Here is a 21,643-nt window from a genome sequence, read left to right as displayed (position 1 = left end):
GGAAAGTGATATGAAGCCGCTGGTCGTCAAGCTTGGAGGAAGCACGGCCGGCCGCATCGAGATGGAACAATGGATTTCAGTGCTGGCATCGGCGCGCTTGCCATTGGTGATCGTTCCCGGCGGCGGACCGTTTGCCGACCAGGTGCGCGTTTCGCAAAATACCATGCATTTCTCAAATGCTGCGGCACATGCGATGGCCATTCTCGCGATGGATCAGTTCGGCATCGTGATCGCCGAGCGGCATCCGCGCTTTCAACCGGCCCGGTCGCTGCGCGACCTCGAGGCCATTCTTGCGCAAGGCGCGATACCGGTATGGCTGCCATCCCAGATGACCCGCAACGCCGATATCGCACAGTCTTGGGATGTGACGTCGGATTCCCTTGCGGCCTGGCTGTGCAGGCAGATCGGAAGTCGAAAATTGCTATTGTGCAAGCAGGTCGATCCGGAAATGGTTCCAAACCACCTGGAAGCGCTCGTTGACAATGGCGTCGTCGATGCCATGCTGCCGCACTTGCTAGGGAAGGAGACTGTCTTGTACATTGCGGGGCCTTCGTCGCTACGTTTGCAACTGCTAGCGCTACCCATGACCCGCATACCCGGGCGCCGCGTCGGGTTGGCCGATGAAGCTCGCACAGAGACGTGCCGATGACGCGGCTTCGAACGCCGCGATGGGCCTGGGTGCTGACCGGGTCAGGTCATTTCTTCGTCGAATGCTTCGAGTTGATCCGCTCGCTCGATGATTGCGACGTGTTCGTGACCAAGGCCGCAGACGAGGTTCTCAGGATGTATGGGCTGAAGCTCGATTTTTCAGACACGACACGCGTGCTTCACGACAAGACGGCAAGCGCAGTCCCTGTCGGCGAATTCTATCACGGCGTCTATCATAGCGTCGTGATCGCGCCTGCCACGTCCAATACCGTTGCCAAATGCGTGGCGGGAATCTCCGACACGATCGCTACAAATGTCTACGCACAGGCCGGCAAATGCCGCCTTCCATCAATCGTCTTTGCCTGCGACACCGCCCCCGAGCTGGAGACAATGGCCCCGCATGGAATGGTGAAGGTCTATCCGCGGCCGATCGATCTTGAGAACACGGCCCGTCTTAGGACCTTCGAGCGCACACAGGTCGTAGAATCCTTTGTGGATCTGGAGCTGGCGGTGGCGCGGCGGAAAGGAGAGATCGACGGTCGTGGCTGAGCATCTCGTCTTCCTGACCGGGCACCTGGCAAAGGCCAGGCTTGAAAACATTCTCGCCGGATTGGGAAAAACCCCCTTCACCTACGAGATCATCGACATCGGCGTGAAGGTTGCCGCCCTGATGACGGAAGAAATCGTCAGCCGTCGCTTGCCTCGGCCGTTGAAGGCGGACCGAGTGGTCTTGCCGGGTCGGTTCAGAGGTCGGCTGGAACTGTTGGGCGACGAATTCGGCATCCCTTTCGTGCGCGGACCTGACGAGGTGGCGGATCTGCCCGTTTACCTTGGCCGGGCAGGAAAGCCACCGGATCTGTCGCGCCACGAGATGCGCATCTTCGCTGAAATCGTCGACGCATCGACCCTGTCGCTTGAGGCGCTGCTAACAAGAGCTCGAGCGCTTGCAAACGGCGGCGCCGATGTGATCGACCTGGGCTGCCTTCCAGATACGCCCTTTGCCCATCTGGAAGAAGCCATCGGGCGGATCAAGGCCGAGGGGCTTTGCGTCAGCGTCGACTCAGCAAATGCCGATGAACTGGAACTCGCCGCCCGCTCCGGCGCCGATTATCTTCTGAGCCTCAACGAAAGAACCATCGCAATTGCCACGCGTCACAAGGCCAAACCGGTTCTCGTTCCAGCCGTGCCCGGCGACCTCCTGTCTCTCGGCCGTGCCATCGAAGCGGCGCAAAGCGCCGGTATATCCTTTATCGCTGATCCAGTTCTCGACCCAATTCATTTCGGCTTCGCCGCCTCGCTTGGACGCTTCATCGAGGCCCGCCGACGCTGGCCGGATATCGAGATGATGATGGGCACCGGCAACCTGACCGAACTGACCGACGCCGACACGTCGGGAATAACGGCCATCCTCGCGGGCCTTTGCTCGGAGCTTTCCATCGGTAACGTGCTGGTCGTCAACGTCAGCCCGCATACCGTGCGCACGGTGGAAGAACATGACCGGGCGCGGCGCATCATGTATGCCGCCAAGCGAGATCATGCGTTGCCTCGCGGCTATGACGCAGCCCTCCTGCAAGTACACGAGCGCGCGCCCTTTGCGAGCTCCATTGCCGATATCGAGGCGCTTGCGCAGGACGTGCGCGACGCCAATTTTCGCATCATGACTGCTTCTGACGGCATCCATGTCTTCAGCAAAGCCGGCCACTGGAAGAGCGACAACGCCTTCGACCTCTTTCCTGTGCTCAATGTCGAACAGGATGGCCCGCATGCTTTTTATCTGGGAGCGGAATTGATGAAGGCGGAAATTGCCTGGAAGCTCGGCAAACGCTATTCGCAGGACGAGCCCCTTAGCTGGGGCGTGGCGAGCCCGGGAGCGGACGAGGACCGCACACGGCTTGCAGGGGCAGGCCATACGCTGCGCGCAAAGAAGGACGGTCCATGAGCTTCATCCGCGAAACAATCGTAACGACGGTGAATGCCGAGGGCCGGGTGCATATCGCGCCACTCGGTATCATCGCGCAGGATGACGGCTGGGTCATTGCGCCGTTCCGCCCCTCCGCAACCCTCGATAATCTCACCGCCGTGCCGTTTGCCATTGCCAATTATACCGACGACATGCGGATCTTCGCGGGCTGTCTCACCGGGCGGCGGAAATGGCCGCTGGTTGCGGTGCAAGATTGCCCTGTCCCGCGTCTTCAGGCAGCACTCAGTCATTCCGTCTTGCAGGTCGTTTCCGTCACGCAGGACGAGACCCGCCCCCGCTATTTCTGCCGGATTGTTTCTGAGGCCACGCATGCGCCGTTCACAGGCATGAACCGGGCCAAGGCGGCCGTTCTCGAGCTCGCGATCCTGGTGAGCAGGCTGCATATGCTGCCCAAGCAAAAAGTCGATTCCGAGATTGCATATCTGTCGATTGCCATCGAGAAAACGGCTGGTGCTGACGAGCGGCAGGCCTGGGACTGGCTGATGGAGCGCGTGAACGCCCATTCGACCGGAGACTGACGAATTCCCGGCAGTTCGGCCCACAGCGTTTTACGGTTTCGACCACAGTAGCGCAACGGCAGCGGCCGGCGCTGCCTTGCTTGCCTGGTCGCGGATCTCGTTTGCTGCTGCTGGAATGAGCATGCCGAAGTCGACGTAGGGCCGCTCCAGGCGTTTGGCGAGCTGCATGATCTGCGGGCGACCGATCCCCGCGCCCACCACCGGTGCGACTGGGTCGAGCCCGGCATTGCCGCACACCCTGAACGCAGCGTCGTGGATCATGCGCAATTGATGCTCGCCGAACCAGCGGGCGACATCGATCCATTCGCCTTCGCTAAGATCGGTGCCGTCACGTCCGACCATGCGAGCGATGCGGCCAATCGATCCAGCGCGCGACTTGGCTCTGCGGTCGGCGGCGGGGTAGTGGTCGTCGGCCTCATCCAATGTTCCTAGAATGCGACCGAGATCGGCGGTATTGGCAAAATACTCATTCATCAGCGGCGTCATCGTGCCGCGCACCGGAACTCTATCGGCAATTCCGATCAGCGCCGAGCGCGTAAAACCCGTGTAGACGAGTTCGCCAGTCAACAGGCGCTCCGCATCGGAGTAGCCATTGTTGCAGAGCCGTTTGTTCTGAAACGCGAGGATGTCGGTGGTTGTCGAACCCATGTCGACGAAGAGACCTTCTCCTTTGATCCTGGCGCTCAACGCAGCCGTGGCATGCCAATTGGCCGAGGCGATATCGGGGCCGAGCCCGTAGGCGTCTGAAACATCGACGAAGCCGGCACGGCCGGCATAAACCTTGAGATGGGCGCCGCCGAATTCCGCTTTGATGAAATCCAGGATATGGCGAACCCCGGCGTCTCGTGATGGGAAGCCATCCGAAAGCTCTCCCGTCATCGTGAAGACATGGATGGGACTGCCTTGAAAAAGCGGGCGGAACTGGTCCAGGGCATCGCGCACCTGATCGAGCCCGAGCCACATCGGCGCCTTGACGGTCCTGGCATGGGTAACTTGGCCATTTTCGGACCGCGCCATTTTCAAATGTGCGCCACCGATGTCCCAGCCGATAATTGTTTGCTTTTCTTCTGCTGCCATTCCGGCTTTCATGTGGGTGATCGTTTCTGCCGAGGTTTGACCATTGCTTATCATTCCCGTTCTCGACGTCAAAGACGGCCATGTGGTGCGCGCGCAGATGGGCATGCGCGATACCTATAGACCCTTAGAGACGCCGCTCAGCGCGATATCGGCGATCAGCAGTGTCGCCGAAGGCCTGCGCCAAATCCACCCGTTTTCGATCTTTTACGTGGCCGACCTCGATGCCATCGAGAGCGGTTCGAGCCATTTTTCTGCCGCCGCGCCTCTATCTCTTTTGAAGCCGAGGCCGGACGTCTGGCTCGATGCAGGATTTCGAAGAAAAACCGACGTCAGGCAGGTGCTTTCCAACGCGCAGATCTTTGCGGTCCTGGGCTCCGAAAGCCAGGCCGATACCGACGTTCTCAGCGCGTTCGCTACGCATCAGAGACTGATCCTTTCCCTTGACTTTCGCGGTGATGCCTTCCTCGGGCCGCCGGCCATCATGTCAACGCCTGACCTGTGGCCGAGACGGGTGATCGTGATGACACTGGACAAGGTTGGCGCGCGCTGCGGGCCCGACTTCGATCGCCTGCGATCGATCAAGGCCATCGCCGGAAACCGCGACATCATCGCCGCAGGCGGGATCCGCAACGTCAATGACCTGGAACGGCTGAGCGACATGGGCATTGCTGGTGCACTGGTTGCAACATCGCTGCATAGCGGCGAACTTACCGCAACTGATGTCTCGGCCGTTATGGGAGCAGCGGGAATTCAAGAGAAGAGGCGCCCTGCCTCTTCTCTCTATCCTGAAGCCTAAGCACTGCCATCTCAACCGTTGGCGCTTGAAGATGGCGTGCCGCTGAAGCCTAAAAGCTTCGCCAACCGGCGCAACAGGCCGCCTGTTCTTTCGGCGGACTCGCCCTGTGCGGGGTTGCTTCGTGTCTAGGCGCTGAAAGGATGCTTGACGGTGTCGCGCTGAGCTGTTGCCTCGGCCGCGGTCGGCTTGCCGGTGACTGCGCGCTCAATCGCTTCCTTCGTTGCCCTGTAGTTATAATCTTGGATCTTGGCGTCGTCTTCCGCTTCCCAGTGGATGAAGACGCCGACGCAGATGAAGATATCATCGGCTTCGTCTGCGGGAATGATGCCTTCGGCTACGCTGTCTTGGACTGCCTTTGCCACCGCATGTTGTGCCGGGCCGAACATCTGCACGGCTTGCTTGGCACCCTTGATCGTCACCTTGTTGAACAATATCGTATTCGGCTTGCAGGCCAGGTTCGGGGCGATGACCGCCAGAAGTGACGTAAACCCGTCCTTGTTGTTCGTAAGCGCATTGCAAAATGCCGTTTCCACGGCGCTTCCACGCGGTCCGATCAGCAGATCGATATGCGCAACTTCATTTCCCTCGCCAACGAGCGACTCACCAACCATTACCTTGCTAATCTTTGCCACGGCCAATTCCTCCCTTGTACCGTATGGTCAAAAAGTTTCGTCCAAAGAAGCCGTACCACACGAGACACGACGCTCGATGGACAGCTATCCTTGTTCGCAGCACCCTTGACTGGGTCGGTTGGCCAGATAGCAGCGAGTAAGATTTATTCGCCGGCCAAATTCAAACATCTAAGCTGCGATTATGCAAGCCGAACTTCATGTTGCAGACAAAAAGCGTCGCAACCGTGAGATCGGCGGAGGTTCCGGGGTTGATATTCCGGTGCTTCAGCCGTCTGTCGAAGTCCAGCAGTATTTCCTCCCGGACCGGCAAGCGCGTTTCATCCATCACCTGACGGCGAATTGTGACTGCCTCTTTCGCGATTTCGGCAGCGAGATCGGTCCCGTATTTGCGCCCGATATGACTGTCGGGAAACGAGGACAGGAAGTAAAGATAGACAAAGATTGTCGGCCACATGTCCTGTTCGCCGCGGGCGGCCACTTCTCTCCACTCCGACAGACCGCCGGTGAAGATATCTTCAAAGCCGTTCGTATATTGTCTGGCGATCGCGTCGCGGTCGGCCGCCATCGCCATGGCGGTGACGAGAGACACCGTCGGCTCGTCTTTGACGTCATGTTTTTCGGCGCTGCCGAGCCCTCCCGGGCCGGTGAGCCGGATTGCGGCGAACACGTCGCGGGCATCGTCCGCATCCATTTCATCCAATGTCTGCGTGAGGCCCTTGCGCAAATCCGAAGACGTGCTCTCGGCCGCCTTGGCAAGCGGCGCGCAAAGCAGGAGGATGCCGAGATTGGTGTTCGTTCCCACGCTGTTGCGAGTGGCGGTTACCGCACGAAGAACGCGCTGACCGACCGATGCAAGCGGTTCGGTCACCGATAGCGAGCTGACGGCAGCACTTTGGATGAATTGATCCGCCGTCATCCGGTGGCCGTCTGCGAAGCGGTGCACGTTGCCCGGCTTTAACGCGTCGATCTCGGCGCGGCAGGCGTCGAGGTAAGCTGCCATAATGTCTTGCCGCGCCAGCGTCATGCTGCGGGCCTTTCGGTTGCCTGCGGACTGACAAGCGCGACCATTGCCTGAGCGATGCAATCGGCGACGCGGACGGGGACAACGGATTGCAAGCCGGTCCAGGCCGGCATGCTGTTGACTTCCAGCACGAGAAGATTGCCTTCGCATCCCTGTACGATATCGATGCCCGCAAAGTCGGTTGCGACGGCGGCCGCTGCGGCAAGTGCAAGTTCGGCAAGTTTCGAGCGCAGCGGCCCGACCACCAACTCGGCTTTCGCGCCGCGGGCGATATTGGTGATCCAGCCGTCCGCGCAACGGCCCATCATGCCGAGAATTTCACCGTTGCTGACAAATATCCGGTAATCCCGATAGGGCGGTCCGGAGCGCAGGACAAGGCGCTGCAGGTAATAGACATTGTCGACCTCGTCCGGGTCAGGCAGATCGTCGATCGAACGAATGAGCCTTATTCCGCGCCCCTGCGATCCAAACAGTGGTTTCAGCACCAGCAGGCCGTGCGGCACCTCGCGTTTAACGACGGCCCTGGCATTGGCGTGACCTTCCACTGCGAAGGTTTCCGGCGTCGGCACTCCGGCGGCCGCAAGCAGAAACGTCGTCGTCGATTTGTCGACGCAACGCTCGATTGCTTTGGCGGAGTTCCAGACCGGCACGCCAAGCTGCGTCAGCGCGTGCAAAATGCCGAGACGGCGTGTGATCGCTTCAAAGCTGCCGCCGGAGATGGAGCGGACGATCACACCGGCCGGAAGTTTTCCATCAAGCGTCGGGATGGCGATGCCTGAGGGATATCGGGTATCGAACGCGATATCGGCAAGCGGGCAGAAGATCGTCTCCGTGCCGAGTTTTGCGAAGGCGCGGCGTAACTGTCTCACTTGGCGGTCTGGTTTGTCGGAAAGGATGAGAATCTTGTCTGAAATCACCGTCTGTTCAACCAAGGGAATGCTCCAGCATCTCTTTGTTCCATTCACCGGCGCGGAAGGTGTCGCCTGTCTCGATGGCCGTAACGATCACTTCGGCCGGGCTGAAGAGATGCGGATCAATCGCGTAGAAGTCGCCGTTGAACTTCTTGAAGATTTCCGCAAAAGGTTGCCCATAGTCGCGCGACCTGCAACTCGGCAGCTCTTCGGCGAGCGCGCGCGCGTCGTCGGCGCTGCCTAGAACGAATAGCTGCACCAATCCGCCATAGATGATGGCATCGTTCGTCCGCCCCATGGCCTTCAGGAAGTCGGGATGAGGCGCTGGAACGGGCGCGCATCCGGTTCCGTCGACAATGGCGTTCAGCGGAAAATTGAGGCTGTGAGCCTTGTGAAGAGCGACCTCCAGGGAGCGCCCGATAATCTGGATGGAGCCGGCGAGACTTTGGGTCGGGGCGTAGATGAAAGTCAAAGCGTCAGGTTCCAGTCCTGTCGCGCTCGATACCTTCTCAACAACGGCTGGCGGCGGAGGTCTGTCCGTTTCAAGAAGAAGAACTGATGTCGAAGCATCTGTTTCGCTGTAGGCAATTTCCTCGAAAATCGGCTCCACGCGCGCCAGCAGACGCGCCGGGCCCGAGCCCATGGCGAAATATTTCTCATGCGAAAGCCGCCAACCCGCATACTGGCTGGCGAGGCAGGCAAGGACCGGTTGCGAGGAATGGACGGTAACGCTCAACGGCCAGTTTTCGTTATGACGATCGAGCGCCATCGAGACGGTTCCCAGGCCGCCCATGCAGATTTCCGCCATCCGCAGACCCACTTCGAGACCTCCGGGGCTTGCCGCGCCGGCGTCGATGAGATGCTCTCCAAGCGAGCCGCGGCCACATGCGACGCCAAATCTTTCGTCGTCGGCAATAATTTGATCGACGATCCGTTGCGCATTCCTGTTGAGATGGGCCATTCCGTTCTTCATAGGAATTCTTCCTTCCAATGCTGCGCGACTTCGATGACACGACGTTTGACAGCGCGCTCTGCAGCGCAGGCGGATCGGGCATGCGCCAGGACAGTGCAAACCGGATCGCCGGGGCTGAGGGCCGAACCCGGCCTTTGATGGTCGGCCGTCAGGTTGGGCCACTTCACATCGGGGAAGCAGGTGATGGAACGAGAGGTGTAGGCAATCGCCGCAGCCGCAGCTCCGCGATAGACCGGCACGTCGATGCTTTCCCCGCGCACGGCCCGCAAATGCTCAATGAGGAGGGGTGCGCTGTCGGTGTCGAAGATATCCAGCGTTGCGCCAGGCCGTGGGTTGATTTCGATGAGATGAAGCCCCTCCGGCCCATCTATGAAATCGGCGCTGCAGAGACCCAAAAGGCCGCAGTGGCGTGTCAGCTTGTCGAGCCAGCAGGCGATTTGCATTTTCTTTTGCCGGTCAAATCGCATGAAACGGACGGCGCCGCCATAACGAAATGGTGACGTCGGCGAAGGCGACGACCATTGCCGGCTGATGCCGATGATGCGGGCGGCACCATTTCGGGCCAGGAAAAGGGCCGAGATGCTGCGGCCGGCAATACGCTGCTGATAATAATAGCCTGGTTCGGCAGGCATCGTTGCCACCGGTCTGACATGCGAGCCGCCCGCACCGCCGCCAAGCTTCGTAAGCCAGCCCTCTGGTTTGTCTGGTGACGAGAACTGGATCGCCGGATGCGGGATGTCCAGGCTTCGGCAAAGTTGGGAAAGGTTGGCGGGATCCTTGACCGCCCGCACGGTGTCGGCGCAGTTGCCGGCAAGCGGAAACACTCGATCAAGTGCGTCGATGACATCGGGCCGACCTTCAAAGCCGGAGCCGTACACCAACGCGGCCGGTTCGTCATCGCCCGTAAGGCGAGACAATATGCCGATGATTTTTTCGCGGTCTATTCCCTCGCTTATACTGCCTGACAGGCGCGCCGTCCTTTCGGAAAGGGCAATCGTGTCGCAATCGCAGAACAGATCGGCCACCAGAGGCCGATACCCGGCACGGCGCGCTGCTGCGGCAAGTGACCGGCCGGAAATGGCCGCGATCAAAATCGCAGGGCTATTTTTCGATGCTGCGGGCAAGGGTGAAAGCATCCTGAAAATCATAAACTACCGGTTTTTCAGCGCCGATCATCTGTTTGAACAGCCCCGACTGTGTCTTGTACTTGACATTGCCGATCGAAAGCGGACCGATGCCGACCGCGGCAGTTTCCCCGAGCTTGTCGGCTTTTGCATGCACCGCCAGGCCTTCGATGCCTGCCGGCGGCACGGCGTTGACATCTGCCGCAACAAGCAGATTTGTCGCCTGGCGCAGTTGTTCGGCGGAGATCACCTTGACGCCGGCCTTGGCCGCGGCCAGCACCACTTCGGCCTGGCGCAGCAATTTTGTCTTCTTTTCTTCCGTGGAACCGTCCGCCGCCGTGACAGTGACGCCGAAGCGGGCCTTGATGGCACCGGCGATGGCTTGGACACGCGCAATTCCATCGTGACCGACCAGCGTAACGTTTGCGCCCTGCTTGGCAGAGATCACGGCGGTGCAGTAGCCGACGACACCGGTCGCGCCGAAAATGGTCACTTCCGTTCCCGCCAGCTCTCTATTGTGCAGTTTTCCAAGCGTTTTCTCGACTCTGGCGACCATCGCTGCGGCGGTGGTAAACGAGCCGGCAGGATCGGCGAAGACAGAAACCTCGAAAGGAGGCACCATTGCCTGCTTTGCGGCATCGATCATGTCGAGTGCCAGGATCGTATCTCGCCCGGCAATAAAAATGCCGGTGGCAACGCCTGCATCCGGCGGACGCGAGAAGACCGCATCTTGGATAAGGCCTGATATGTCTGCAAGCTCTACGTCCGTGTAAGGAACGACATGATCATAGCCCGCGTCAAGGGCCATATTGACGTCGAACGGGCTCATCTGCCTCAATGGTGTAAGCATATGGAGAATGGTTTTCCGGCTCATTTGGCTCGCCTTCTCTAGTATGTTTCCCGACCCAGTTCGAATTGCTGCAGTGCCCTCGTTCGCGCGATCTGCGCCCCCGCATTTCTGCCGGCGACGATGCGGATTGTGGTTTGTGTGTCCTTTAGCGCAGCTGAAGCGACAATCCTCTCGGCAGCTGCCTGAGATGCGGCAAAGGCAAAGCCGGTCGGTCCCCAGGAACTTTGCCCGATGCCGACGGCTCCGCATTCGGCAAGCCTTGCAACCGTCCGTTCGACGGCAGGACTGGTAAAACGGCCGCCTTGGGCCGGAGCAAAATAATCGCCGAGCGTCTGCTGGATTGCCGTCACCGCATTGCCGAAGGTCGCAATGTCCTTTTCGATCGCGGCAGGCATGATCTCCATCAGCGCATGGCGACAGATCGAAGCCGAGCCGGCTGCTGGAAACGGCGCCAGAGCGCGGAAAGCCTTGATTTCGGCGTCTCCGTGAATGCCCTGGGCAAAACTGTCCAGAACGAGAATGATGCGCCATTCGCTCGGGAACGGAATGCGGCAAATGACGGTCGGGGTCAGATCGTCCCTTGCCTTGCCCGCATCGAAGATCAGACCGCCTTCTTCGAAGGCCGCAATGCCGATTCCCGATCGTGCGCCGCGCCCCAGGAAGGCCGCATCTTCGCGGATGTGAAACGGCAAATCATGCAATCTTCGAAGCGCTGCGGAAACGGCGAGCGCCAGCTGGGTTCCAGATCCCAACCCGGCATGTGCCGGGATTGTCTCTCGAACCATCACGCGGTGGTGGCCTGGAAGCTTGAGGTGAGACCGCAGGGCCGTCAGGTGCGCAAAAAGCCTAACGCTTTCGGGTCCATGGACGCTGGTTTCGGCTGCCCGCGAAATATCCAGCCGCGTCGATATGCCGTCCAGCGGCAAACCGATACTGCCGAAACGCGAGCTGTCCTTGCCAGGGATGTCCAGGAATCCGAGGTGCAAGCGTCCAGGAACTTGAATGGAGACGGAGTCCGACATCGGTTCTATTTCTGAACTTTTTGATAATCGGGCCCTGGGAGTTATGTTATCGTATTTTGCTACCAGCGCAAGTCTGGGTGACGAGCCGGGAGAAAGAACCGAAGGAGCAGCTGCGATGAGCGAGGAGACGGAACGGAAACGGGAGCGCGTATATTCCGAGGACGAAATCGTTTCGAAGCTGCAGGCGGAGCTTCCGCATTGGCGCTACGAAAACGGCTGGATTCGCCGCAGATACAAGACGCATGGCTGGAAATCCACCCTTATGGTCATCAACACAGTTGGACATCTGGCAGAGGCAGCCTGGCACCATCCCGATCTCAAGGCATCCTATGCGTGGGTGGAGGTGTTGTTGATGAACCATGCCGCTAAAGGCGTGACCGACAAGGATTTCGAACTCGCCAAAAAGATCGAGGACGTCGTCCAATGGCAGCCAAGCAAGGCGCAGGGCGCTCTTGAAGGCACGCCCAATGCCGATCAGCGATTTGCTTACCTGAAATATGATAGCTGAGCGGTATTTTTCGTCGAATGGACTTCACATTTGACGAAGAACAGATAAATTCACGACGGCACCAGAAAGTTTCGGAGTGTGATGGTTGCATGGATCGGCAGCCAAACAGTTCCTTTGCCGGCTGCAATTGAGCAGGTGGCAAAGCTTCTGGCAAAAAGCCGCTGCCCGGTATTTTCCATCGAATCGGATGTCCATGGTACCCGCAGCCTGATTGCGCTGGCGGAGCGGGTCGGGGCGACCTACGACCACGTGAATGGCCGAAATCTCCTTCATGAGGTGGCACTTCACACGGATATCGGGGGTTTTTTTGCAACGGCGACGGAAGTGCGACGCCGCGCCGACCTCGTCATCATCGTGGGCGATATTCCAGCGGCTCATCACGATCTGCTTTCATCGCTTGCGTCAACGGCGGCGGATCTTACTTCGTCCAGCCGAAGGCGCTGGCTTCGGATCAAAGGCAAGGCGTCGACTGCCCTCGGCGATCCTGTGCGGCGTGTGAAAGCGGTCGAAGTGGGCTCGTCCGATTTTGCCATCGATGCCGTGCTCGCAAGCCTCAGGGCGATCCTGGCGGGAAGGAAAGCATCCGCCCCCCTCGCCAATGTCGATTCCTTTTTAAGCGAAATGGCGAGCGCGCGTTTTCCCGTCTTCGTCTTTTCCCATCTCAACGACCCGGCCAGTCTGGGGATGCTGCAAGGCATGCTGGCCGACATCAACAGAGCCCGGCGAGCGACGGCTCTTTTCCTGCCATCCGACGACGACGCCTGGGGCATGGTCTTGGCATCGGCCTGGATGACGGGCTTTCCGCCGCGGACGGGTTTTTCGACCGGCTCACCCATCCATGATCCGTGGCTTTGCGACATCGAGCGGATGATTGCAGAAGGGGAGGCGGATCTGCATTTGTTTGTATCGGAGCGTGACGAGGCGCGTCCGTCGAAGCGCAGCAGGGTGCCCACGATCGCGCTGGTGAGAAGTGAACGGCCCGCTGCCGGGGCGTTGGTCACCGTTCGCATCGGCAAGGCTGGCCTTGATCATGACGGTGTGGTCTATTCGAGCCGCATTGGAACCTTAAGATCCGTTGCCGCATCGGTGCCTTCCGCTCTCCCCAGCATTTCCAACATCGTCGGGCAACTCCAGCATGCCCTGCAGGAAGAGGGTTTGCCATCATGATCATCCGTGTTGCAGGTGGGGAGGTGGTGGATCCGGTGAATGGTTTCCCCGGCAAGCGCGACGTCTGGATCAAGGATGGCTTCATCATCGAAAAGCCGGTCTCAAAGAGAGCCGACAAAACCTATGAGGTTTCCGGCTGCGTCGTCATGGCCGGTGCAATTGACATCCATTCGCATATCGGCGGCGGCAACGTGAATACGGCCCGACTTCTGTTGCCCGAGCAACATGCCGCCCACCTCAAGCGGCCGTTGCACACGCCTCTTGCAAACGCCGGTTGGTCGACCTTCAACACGGGATGCCTTTACGCTCAAATGGGTTTTACCACCGTGGTAGAGCCCGCCATGTCGCCTACGAATGCGCTTCATACCCATATGGAGCTTGCCGACATTCCGATCATCGATAAGGCAACGCTTGCAATTCTCGGCAATGACGATTTCCTTCTGTCGATGATCAGGGACAATGCCTCGTCGGCGATGATCGACGACTACGTGGCGTGGACGGTGTCGACGGCAAGATCGCTCGGCGTTAAGGTGATCAATGCAGGCGCAGCCGCCGCCTTTAAGGAAAACATCCGCAGCTTCGCCTTAGACGACGTCGTTCCATCCTACGGTGTCACTTCCCGCAAGATCGTCGAGACGCTGCAGTCGGCCGTCGGCCGTCTGGGAATTCCTCACCCTCTCCATGTTCACGCCAATAATCTTGGCATTGCCGGAAACGCCGCAACGGCTGCTGAGACTATTCGCGCATCGCAAGGCCAACCAATCCATCTGGCGCACCTGCAGTTTTACGGTTATGGCACCGAAGGCAAACGCGGCTTTTCTTCTGAAGCTGCCCGTCTTGCCGATCTCGTCAACAACACGGAAAATGTGACGATCGACGTCGGCCAGGTGATGTTCGGCCAGACGGTGACGATCTCGTCCGACGTCACAAGGCAATATTCCGGCATGCGAACCGCGAGCCCGAAAAAGTCCATTCTCTTCGACGGCGACGGAAACGGCGGCGGCATCGTCCCCTATCGCTATCGCAAGGACTACTATGGTTCGCTGCAATGGGCGGTGGGGCTCGAGCTGTTCTTGCTGATCAACGATCCATGGCGGGTTTTCTTCACCACCGACCATCCGAACGGCGCCCCCTTTACAGCCTATCCCGAATTGTTCGAGTTGCTGATGCGCCGCGATGTCCGCCATGCCAAGATGGAGGAGCTCGACCACTCCGCGCTGGAGCTTACCACACTCGCCTCGATCTCCCGTGAATATACCCTTGAGGAGGTGGCTGTCATGACACGAGCAGCGCCGGCGAAGCTGCTTGGCCTCGACGATCGCGGGCATCTCGGCCCCGGCGCAATCGCGGATATCGCCGTCTACCGGAAAGGGCAGGACGTCCAAAAGATGTTCCGCGATGCAGCTCTTGTGTTCAAGAACGGCGACCTGGTCGTCGAAGACGGCGTCGTCACGCACTATCGTTGGGGAAAGACGATGCACCTCAATCCGCCGCTCGACAAGGCCATCATCAAGCGCATGCAAGCCTATCACGAAGATCGCTACGGGCTGTCGCTCGATTGGTTCACCTTTTCGGATTCAGCGATCTGTCGCGAAACTCCCTTTGCGGAGGTCGCATGCAAGAGCTGATCCGCAACGGCATTGAGATCGACGACACGTTTGCGGAGGCATTCGGCATGCGTGCGACCGCAATCATCATCACCGCGCCGAGCCTGAAATGGGCGCGTCAGGCGGCGACGACCATGACGGGCTTTGCGACCTCCGTCATAGGCTGTGGCTGCGAGGCGGCGATCGACATCGATATTCCGGCGTCCGCGACGCCGGATGGGCGTCCGGGTTGCCGTGTCATGATCTTTGCGATGGGGACGGACGAGCTGCAGAAGCAGTTGAAAACCAGGCTCGGTCAGTGTGTTCTGACCTCCCCCGGCAGCGCCTGTTTTTCCGGGCTCGAAGGCAGCGCCTCGCTCGATCTCGGATCATCCCTGCGCTATTTCGGCGACGGATGGCAGATCTCCAAGAAGTTCGGCGGCAAGCACTATTGGCGGGTGCCGGTCATGGACGGCGAATTTCTTTGCGAGGCGAAGACGGGTCTGACGAAAGAGGCAGTTGGCGGCGGAAATCTCTTCCTGCTCGCCGCAGACGGCGAAAGGGCGCTGGCGGCCGCCGAACGCGCCGTGGCGGCGATCGAAAAGATTCCCGGCGCAATCATGCCGTTCCCCGGCGGCATCGTGCGCTCCGGCTCGAAAATCGGCGGCAAATACAAGGGAATGATGGCTTCGACCAATGATGCCTATGCGCCCACACTGCGGGGGGTGACCAAGAGCGCGCTTGGTCCTGGCATCAATGCAATCCTTGAAATCGTCATCGACGGGCAGACGAGCGAGGCGGTGGCCGCGGCTATGCGGGCCGGGCTGAAGGCCGTCATCAATTTCGGACCGAAGCGCGGCGCCTTGCGCATCAGCGCGGGAAATTATGGCGGCAAACTCGGCAAGTTCCACTATCATCTAAGGGATCTCCTGCCATGAAGCCGCTGACCTTCACCCTTCGCTCCGAACCGGATGAAAGGCTCGACCTATCCGGCTTGACACCCCATAAACTCCACGGCATGCAACCTGCCGACATCGCCAGATTGCCGATCGGAACGAGCCGGCGTCCCGCCTCGGTCGGCGATGTCTTCAAGGTTGCGGGCAAGGATATCTCGAACATCGTGTTTTCAGGCGGCAGCGCTCGCTTCGACTTCGTCGGAGCGGAGATGGCGACGGGACAGATCCGCGTCGAGGGCGATGTCGGCGCCCGCGCCGGTCGGCGCATGAGTGGCGGCCTTCTGAACATCGAAGGCAATGCCGGATTGCAGGCGGGCTCGGGAATGAAGAACGGGCGCATCGAGATCGGCGGTGATGCAGGCGACGGCCTTGGTGGGCCGATGGCGGGAGAGATCCACGGCATGGCGGGCGGGCTTGTGATCGTTGGCGGCAGGGCCGGCCATCGCCCCGGCGATAAAATGCGGCGAGGCATCATCGCGCTTTTGAAAGGATGCGGCGATTATGCCGGTTTCGGCATGACCGCCGGGACGATCGTTGCGATCGGGCGCGTCGGTCTTTATCCCGGCCATTTGATGAAACGCGGCTCGCTTCTGTTCGACCGGCGACCGGCGGCACTTTCGCCGACCTTCATCGATTGCGGCCGCGTGGACATCGTCTTTCCGACCCTGTTTGATCGCTATCTGATGGAAGACAAAATTCTCGATCGGCCGCTGCTCGGCAAAAAACCCTTCCGTTTCGGCGGCGACAATGCAGTCTTGGGCAAGGGCGAGATCATGTTTCCGCGAGGTTGAGCCGTGACCACCCGGTTCGAGATCGGCCGAAGGTCTTCAATCGGATTGCTGCAGCATCGGGTAAAGCTTGTCGAAGAGGGGCAGGCATTGGGCTCCCCGCTCCCGCAGGAACACCTGAAAGGCACTCATCGCCGGCGAGATCGTTCTGTCCGTTCGCGTTACCGAAAACCATTGCCTGCGGATCGGCATGCCGATGACGTCGAGCGTGACGAGTTTGCCGAACTCCAGTTCCATGGCGATTGTGTGAGCCGAAATGAAAGCGATTCCGAGACCCGCCATGACGGCCTGCTTGATCGTCTCGTTCGACGACATCTCGGTTCCCAGTTCATCCAACCTGCCAGGAATTTCGCCGAGGAAGATTTCCAGCGATATGCGCGTGCCCGAACCGGGTTCTCGGACAAGAAAATGTTCCTTCGCGATTTCCTCTTTGGTGATGTCCCGTTTCCTTGCCAGGGGATGGTCGGGCGGCGCGACCATCACCAGCGGATGGTCACCGAATCCCACCGAGTGCAACGGCATGTCCCTGGGCGGACGGCCCATCAGGGCGATGTCGACGTCATGGTTCTTGAGCTTTGTGATGATTTCGGCCCGGTTGCCGATTGCGAGCGAAACGGCAATGCCGGGATGGCTCTTGCGGAAGGTCGCCATCATGTTTGGCGCGAAGTATTTGGCGGTCGAGACGACACCGAGGGCGAGGGTGCCGGTGCGTACGCCCTTGATCGCATCGACTTCGTCGTCCAGTTGGCGCAGCCGTTCCTCGATCGACTGGGCGGCATCGATGAAAGCAAGACCCGCCGCCGTTGGTCGAATTCCATCATTTGTCCGGTCGAATAGGAGGATGCCCGCATCCTCCTCAATCTGCTTGAGCTGGATGGTAACGGCCGAGGGCGTAAGGCCGAGAGCATTGGCTGCCCGCACGATCGTTCCGTGCCGTGCTATCTCCTGCGTTGCACGCAGATGTCGAAGCGTGAGGTTCTTCATCCTCACAACTTAATTTTTTTTAGCTAACTAGTAAATACAATAAATTTTACTTAACGCGTAATTCCTGTTTCGATGTTTGCCATGCCCGGGCAGTGAGGAGCGGGCGGGGAGGAAGGCCATGACTTCGTCGACGCTAGACAGTTTTTTGAGTTCCCATATCAGCAGCGGGGGGCGCCATTGCGAAGCTGCCGTCGTCACCATCCGGCAGCTGGCTGCCGCTGCGGTCACGCTCTACAGCACGATCAATCAGGGTGCGCCCGGCAGGGCCTTTTCCAGAGAGCGCGGTCATGTTGGTCCAGGCGGCGACATAACAAAGGATCTCGACGTTCTGGCTGATGCCCTGTTCATCAACGCCATGCGGGAGGCGCCTGTCAGCCTCTACGCCTCCGAGGAGCTCGATGAGGCAGCTCTTCTCGATCCGAAAGCGCCGCTTGCAGTCGCCATCGATCCGCTGGACGGCTCCTCGAACATCGACATAAACGTCTCCATCGGGACGATCTTCTCCATCCTCCCAACAGCTGGTGATCCGGTCGGCGAGCCTAACGCCTCCTTCTTCCAAAAGGGAGACGCCCAGCTCGCCGCCGGCTTTTTCATCTACGGACCACAGCTTGCGCTGGTTCTCAGCCTTGGCAGCGGCACCCATGTCTTCGTCTTTTCCTCCGGTGGCGGCGTATTCGTGCAGGTCCACGAAAGCGTCATCATTCCACCGCGGACACAGGAATTCGCGATCAATGCCTCCAACTATCGTCATTGGGACGAAGCCGTAAGGCTCTATGTCGACGATTGCCTGAAGGGGACGGAAGGGCCGCGTGAGAAGGAATTCAATATGCGGTGGATCGCGGCCGTTGCTGCCGATGCTTATCGCATCCTCATGCGCGGCGGCATTTATCTCTATCCCGGCGATACGCGAAGGGGCTATGGCGAGGGTCGCCTGCGGCTGGTCTACGAGGCCAATCCGATCGCCTTCCTCATTGAGCAGGCCGGCGGAGCCGCCACCGACACGATCAGCCGTATTCTGGACCTGATGCCCACGTCACTGCACCAGCGCGTTCCGCTGGTCTTCGGCTCGCAGCGGGAGGTCTTGCGCATCTCGCGTTACCACACCGAGCCGAGCAATATTGCCGAGCGGGCGCCGCTCTTCAGCAATCGCGGTCTCTTCAGGGCCTGATCGGAGAACAAGACATGTCCGCAAGGCATCCCATCATTTCGATTACCGGATCGTCGGGCGCCGGAACCACCTCGGTCAAGCGGATTTTCGAGCAGATCTTCCGGCGCGAGAATATCGAAGCGGCCTTCATCGAGGGAGACGCATTTCACCGCTATGACCGGCAGGCCATGAAGGAAAAGGTGGCCCAGGAGGAACGAAACGGCAATCCAAATTTCACCCATTTCAACGCAGACGCCAACGAACTGGAGACGCTCGAGGCCGTTTTCGAAGAATATGGTCGCAGCGGCACGGGCCACACACGGACCTATATCCACGATGAACAGGAGGCCGCACGTTTTGACGTCCCCCCGGGCAGCTTCACGCCATGGCGCGATTTTCCCAAAAGCGACCTGCTCTTTTATGAAGGGCTGCATGGATGCGCGGTGACGGACAAGGTCAATCTCGCCCGTCACGCCGACCTGAAGATCGGCGTCGTGCCTGTCATCAATCTCGAATGGATCCAGAAGATCCACCGTGATCGCGAAGCGCGCGGCTATTCCACGGAAGCGGTCATGGACGTCATCTTGCGGCGCATGCCCGACTATGTGCGCTACATCACGCCGCAGTTCACGCTGACCGATATCAATTTCCAGCGGGTGCCGATCGTCGACACATCCAACCCGTTCATCGCCCGCTGGATTCCGACGCCTGACGAATCGATGCTCGTCATCCGCTTCGCCAGACCGCGCGGCATCGATTTCCCCTATCTGCTGTCGATGATCCACGACTCGTTCATGTCGCGCGCCAATTCCATCGTGGTGCCGGGAAACAAGCTCGATCTCGCCATGCAGCTGATCCTGACACCCCTGATCATGCAACTGATCGAACGCAAAAACCGCGCCTCATGAGGATGAAAGCCATGAACACGCAACTCCAGACGCAGGACAGTATCGAGTCTGCTATCATAACGGAACAAGACATGGCCGATGCAATCAGAGCGCTTGCCATGGATGGTGTTCAAAAAGCCAACTCCGGCCATCCTGGCATGCCGATGGGCATGGCCGACGTCGCAACCGTGCTGTTCAGCCGCTTCATCAAGATCGATCCTTCGCACCCCGATTGGCCCGATCGCGATCGCTTCGTTCTTTCGGCCGGCCATGGTTCGATGCTGCAATATGCGCTTCACTACCTGATCGGCTATGAGGACATGACGGTTGAGGAGCTGCAGCGCTTCCGCCAGCTTGGCGCCAGGACTGCCGGGCATCCCGAGTACAGTCACGCCCTCGGCATCGAGACGACCACTGGTCCATTGGGCCAGGGTATCGCAACGGCGGTCGGAATGGCGCTTGCAGAGCGCGTTTCCAATGCGCGCTATGGCGACGGGGTCGTTGATCACTATACCTATGTCATTGCCGGTGACGGATGCCTGCAGGAGGGCATCAGCCATGAAGCGATTGACCTTGCCGGCCATTTGAAGCTGTCGCGGCTGATCGTGTTCTGGGACAACAATTCCATCTCGATCGACGGTCCCACCAGCCTCTCGACCTCGATGAACCAGCTTGCACGCTTCCAGGCGGCGGGCTTCGACGTGCAGGAGATCGATGGGCACGATTTCGATGCGATCGGCCGGGCGATTGCGCGGGCAAGGGCTTCGAACAAGCCGTCGCTCATTTCCTGCCGTACAATCATCGGCAAGGGCGCCCCAAATCTTCAGGGGTCGGAGAAGACGCATGGCGCGCCACTTGGCGAAGCCGAAGTTGCCGCGGCACGACACGCCTTGAAATGGAGATCGGCGCCGTTCGAGGTTCCTGAGGCTATCTTGGAGCGCTGGCGCGATGCGGCTGCACGCGGGGCAGCCGAGCGGGTCAAATGGGTTAATCGCGTTGCCTCCGCTCCCGAAGGCGCCGCCTTCCTGAGAACCGTCGATCGTCAGATCGACACGTCACTGTTCGATGAACTTGCCGAGTTTCGTAAAACGCACCAGTCCAAGGCGACCAAGGTCGCCACGCGCAAGGCCTCCGAGATGGTTCTTGGCATCATCAACGCCGCGACGGATCTGACGATCGGCGGCTCGGCGGACCTGACCCATTCCAACCTGACGCTTACCGCGGGAATGGAGCCGATCAAGCCGGGAAGTTACGCCGGCCGCTATATTCATTATGGTATCCGCGAACACGCAATGTCGGCTGCGATGAACGGCCTTGCCCTGCATGGCGGGTTCATTCCCTATGGCGGCACATTTCTCGTCTTCTCCGACTACGCGCGCGGCGCCATCCGCCTTTCGGCGCTCATGGGCCAGCAGGTCATCTACGTCATGACGCATGACTCGATCGGCCTTGGAGAAGACGGGCCGACCCATCAACCGATCGAGCATCTGGCAATGCTGCGGGCGACACCCAACTTGAACGTCTATCGTCCGTGCGACATCATCGAGACGGCCGAATGTTGGGAACAGGCCCTCAAGGACTGCAATCGTCCGAGCGTGATTGTGCTGTCGCGGCAGAATCTGCCAATGTGTCGTTCGGCCAATAGCGAAGAAAACCGTTCTGCGCGTGGAGCCTACATCCTGCGCGCGACCTCGCAACCATCCTCCGTCACGCTCCTCGCGACCGGTTCCGAGGTCGAAATTGCCTGCGTTGCTGCCGACATGCTTTCAGCCGAACACGGCATCGGGGCGAAGGTGGTGTCCATGCCGTGCTGGGAGCTATTCGAACAGCAGCCGTCAGAATACCGACAGGCAGTGCTCGGAACGGCTCCGCGGATCGGCATCGAAGCGGCGGCCCGTCTCGGTTGGGATCGATATCTCGGAAACGGTGGCATTTTCATCGGCATGGAGGGCTTTGGTGCCAGCGCTCCTGCCGCCGCACTCTATGAGCATTTCGCCATCACCCCCAAAGCCGTCGTGGAGGCGGCGCTGAGACTTGCGGCCTGAGGTCTGATCAGGCCGGCCGGAC

Annotated in this window: 22 protein-coding genes; 13 read left to right on the top strand and 9 right to left on the bottom strand. The window is 59.7% G+C overall.

Annotated elements, in window-relative coordinates; genetic code table 11:
- The first annotated feature begins 10 nt into the window (after positions 1–10).
- Genes EV130_RS17855 through EV130_RS17840 form a run of 4 tightly spaced genes read left to right on the top strand, consistent with a single transcriptional unit; the run spans position 11 to position 3,147 of the window.
- Entirely contained in the window at positions 11–649 is a 639-nt protein-coding gene (locus tag EV130_RS17855; protein ID WP_074064249.1) for an amino acid kinase family protein, read from the top strand.
- Complete coding sequence (locus EV130_RS17850) at positions 646–1,197, top strand: flavoprotein (protein ID WP_074064250.1); 552 nt, start codon at positions 646–648, stop codon at positions 1,195–1,197. The genes EV130_RS17855 and EV130_RS17850 overlap by 4 nt, the downstream gene beginning before the upstream one ends.
- On the top strand, positions 1,190–2,587 hold the full coding sequence (locus EV130_RS17845) for a DUF6513 domain-containing protein (RefSeq protein WP_132550936.1): 1,398 nt from the start codon (positions 1,190–1,192) through the stop codon (positions 2,585–2,587). Before EV130_RS17850 ends, EV130_RS17845 begins: the two co-directional genes overlap by 8 nt.
- Positions 2,584–3,147 carry a DUF447 domain-containing protein gene (locus EV130_RS17840; protein WP_074064252.1) on the top strand — a complete coding sequence of 188 codons (564 nt, stop codon included), beginning with the start codon at positions 2,584–2,586 and terminating at the stop codon, positions 3,145–3,147. Before EV130_RS17845 ends, EV130_RS17840 begins: the two co-directional genes overlap by 4 nt.
- Before the next feature lie 30 nt (positions 3,148–3,177).
- Here EV130_RS17840 and EV130_RS17835 read toward each other — a convergent pair whose 3' ends face one another.
- A complete protein-coding gene (locus EV130_RS17835) occupies positions 3,178–4,224 on the bottom strand; it encodes a hydantoinase/oxoprolinase family protein (RefSeq protein ID WP_074064253.1) in 1,047 nt (348 codons plus the stop codon).
- A 43-nt stretch (positions 4,225–4,267) separates the two neighbouring features.
- Here EV130_RS17835 and EV130_RS17830 point away from each other — a divergent pair, with 43 nt between their 5' ends.
- The gene (locus tag EV130_RS17830; protein WP_132550934.1) at positions 4,268–5,020 is read left to right on the top strand and encodes a HisA/HisF-related TIM barrel protein; all 753 of its coding nucleotides are present in this window, start codon (positions 4,268–4,270) and stop codon (positions 5,018–5,020) included.
- A gap of 125 nt (positions 5,021–5,145) precedes the next feature.
- On the opposite strand, the gene fae is transcribed toward EV130_RS17830, so the two are convergent.
- The 7 genes from fae to EV130_RS17795 form a co-directional block, all read right to left on the bottom strand.
- Positions 5,146–5,652 (bottom strand): formaldehyde-activating enzyme, encoded by a 507-nt coding sequence (fae, locus tag EV130_RS17825; RefSeq protein WP_040116633.1) that lies wholly within the window; start codon positions 5,650–5,652, stop codon positions 5,146–5,148.
- 160 nt (positions 5,653–5,812) lie between these two features.
- Entirely contained in the window at positions 5,813–6,652 is an 840-nt protein-coding gene (locus tag EV130_RS17820) for a triphosphoribosyl-dephospho-CoA synthase (RefSeq protein WP_237358649.1), read from the bottom strand.
- A 20-nt stretch (positions 6,653–6,672) separates the two neighbouring features.
- Entirely contained in the window at positions 6,673–7,605 is a 933-nt protein-coding gene (locus tag EV130_RS17815) for an ATP-grasp domain-containing protein (RefSeq protein ID WP_237358650.1), read from the bottom strand.
- Positions 7,598–8,557 carry a methenyltetrahydromethanopterin cyclohydrolase gene (gene mch, locus EV130_RS17810; RefSeq protein WP_074064256.1) on the bottom strand — a complete coding sequence of 320 codons (960 nt, stop codon included), beginning with the start codon at positions 8,555–8,557 and terminating at the stop codon, positions 7,598–7,600. Before mch ends, EV130_RS17815 begins: the two co-directional genes overlap by 8 nt.
- The gene (locus EV130_RS17805) at positions 8,554–9,681 is read right to left on the bottom strand and encodes an ATP-grasp domain-containing protein (protein ID WP_245520070.1); all 1,128 of its coding nucleotides are present in this window, start codon (positions 9,679–9,681) and stop codon (positions 8,554–8,556) included. The genes mch and EV130_RS17805 overlap by 4 nt, the downstream gene beginning before the upstream one ends.
- The gene (locus EV130_RS17800; protein WP_132550932.1) at positions 9,659–10,555 is read right to left on the bottom strand and encodes an NAD(P)-dependent methylenetetrahydromethanopterin dehydrogenase; all 897 of its coding nucleotides are present in this window, start codon (positions 10,553–10,555) and stop codon (positions 9,659–9,661) included. The genes EV130_RS17805 and EV130_RS17800 overlap by 23 nt, the downstream gene beginning before the upstream one ends.
- Before the next feature lie 14 nt (positions 10,556–10,569).
- Positions 10,570–11,553, bottom strand: a complete 984-nt coding sequence (locus EV130_RS17795) for a beta-ribofuranosylaminobenzene 5'-phosphate synthase family protein (RefSeq protein WP_132550930.1) — start codon at positions 11,551–11,553, stop codon at positions 10,570–10,572.
- Between the two features lie 115 nt (positions 11,554–11,668).
- Here EV130_RS17795 and EV130_RS17790 point away from each other — a divergent pair, with 115 nt between their 5' ends.
- From EV130_RS17790 to EV130_RS17770, 5 genes are all read left to right on the top strand, one after another.
- Positions 11,669–12,061 (top strand): 4a-hydroxytetrahydrobiopterin dehydratase, encoded by a 393-nt coding sequence (locus tag EV130_RS17790; RefSeq protein ID WP_074064260.1) that lies wholly within the window; start codon positions 11,669–11,671, stop codon positions 12,059–12,061.
- An 81-nt stretch (positions 12,062–12,142) separates the two neighbouring features.
- A complete protein-coding gene (locus EV130_RS17785) occupies positions 12,143–13,228 on the top strand; it encodes a molybdopterin-binding domain-containing protein (RefSeq protein ID WP_237358652.1) in 1,086 nt (361 codons plus the stop codon).
- Positions 13,225–14,856, top strand: a complete 1,632-nt coding sequence (locus EV130_RS17780) for a formylmethanofuran dehydrogenase subunit A (protein WP_132550928.1) — start codon at positions 13,225–13,227, stop codon at positions 14,854–14,856. The genes EV130_RS17785 and EV130_RS17780 overlap by 4 nt, the downstream gene beginning before the upstream one ends.
- Complete coding sequence (fhcD, locus tag EV130_RS17775; protein WP_074064263.1) at positions 14,844–15,752, top strand: formylmethanofuran--tetrahydromethanopterin N-formyltransferase; 909 nt, start codon at positions 14,844–14,846, stop codon at positions 15,750–15,752. The genes EV130_RS17780 and fhcD overlap by 13 nt, the downstream gene beginning before the upstream one ends.
- On the top strand, positions 15,749–16,561 hold the full coding sequence (locus tag EV130_RS17770; RefSeq protein ID WP_132550926.1) for a formylmethanofuran dehydrogenase subunit C: 813 nt from the start codon (positions 15,749–15,751) through the stop codon (positions 16,559–16,561). Before fhcD ends, EV130_RS17770 begins: the two co-directional genes overlap by 4 nt.
- 36 nt (positions 16,562–16,597) lie before the next feature.
- Here the strand turns inward: EV130_RS17770 and EV130_RS17765 are convergent, their stop codons facing one another.
- Complete coding sequence (locus tag EV130_RS17765) at positions 16,598–17,542, bottom strand: LysR family transcriptional regulator (protein WP_074064265.1); 945 nt, start codon at positions 17,540–17,542, stop codon at positions 16,598–16,600.
- 118 nt (positions 17,543–17,660) lie between these two features.
- Here EV130_RS17765 and EV130_RS17760 point away from each other — a divergent pair, with 118 nt between their 5' ends.
- Genes EV130_RS17760 through tkt form a run of 3 tightly spaced genes read left to right on the top strand, consistent with a single transcriptional unit; the run spans position 17,661 to position 21,621 of the window.
- The gene (locus EV130_RS17760) at positions 17,661–18,710 is read left to right on the top strand and encodes a class 1 fructose-bisphosphatase (RefSeq protein ID WP_132550924.1); all 1,050 of its coding nucleotides are present in this window, start codon (positions 17,661–17,663) and stop codon (positions 18,708–18,710) included.
- Positions 18,711–18,724: 14 nt separating this feature from the next.
- Positions 18,725–19,597 (top strand): phosphoribulokinase, encoded by an 873-nt coding sequence (locus EV130_RS17755; protein WP_074064267.1) that lies wholly within the window; start codon positions 18,725–18,727, stop codon positions 19,595–19,597.
- A gap of 11 nt (positions 19,598–19,608) precedes the next feature.
- A complete protein-coding gene (gene tkt, locus EV130_RS17750) occupies positions 19,609–21,621 on the top strand; it encodes a transketolase (RefSeq protein ID WP_132550922.1) in 2,013 nt (670 codons plus the stop codon).
- The last annotated feature ends 22 nt before the right edge of the window (positions 21,622–21,643 follow it).

The organism is Rhizobium azibense (assembly GCF_004342325.1).
Lineage (GTDB): Bacteria > Pseudomonadota > Alphaproteobacteria > Rhizobiales > Rhizobiaceae > Rhizobium > Rhizobium etli_B.
Note: the sequence above shows the minus strand (reverse complement) of the source record. Positions and strands in the feature narration are given on the sequence as shown.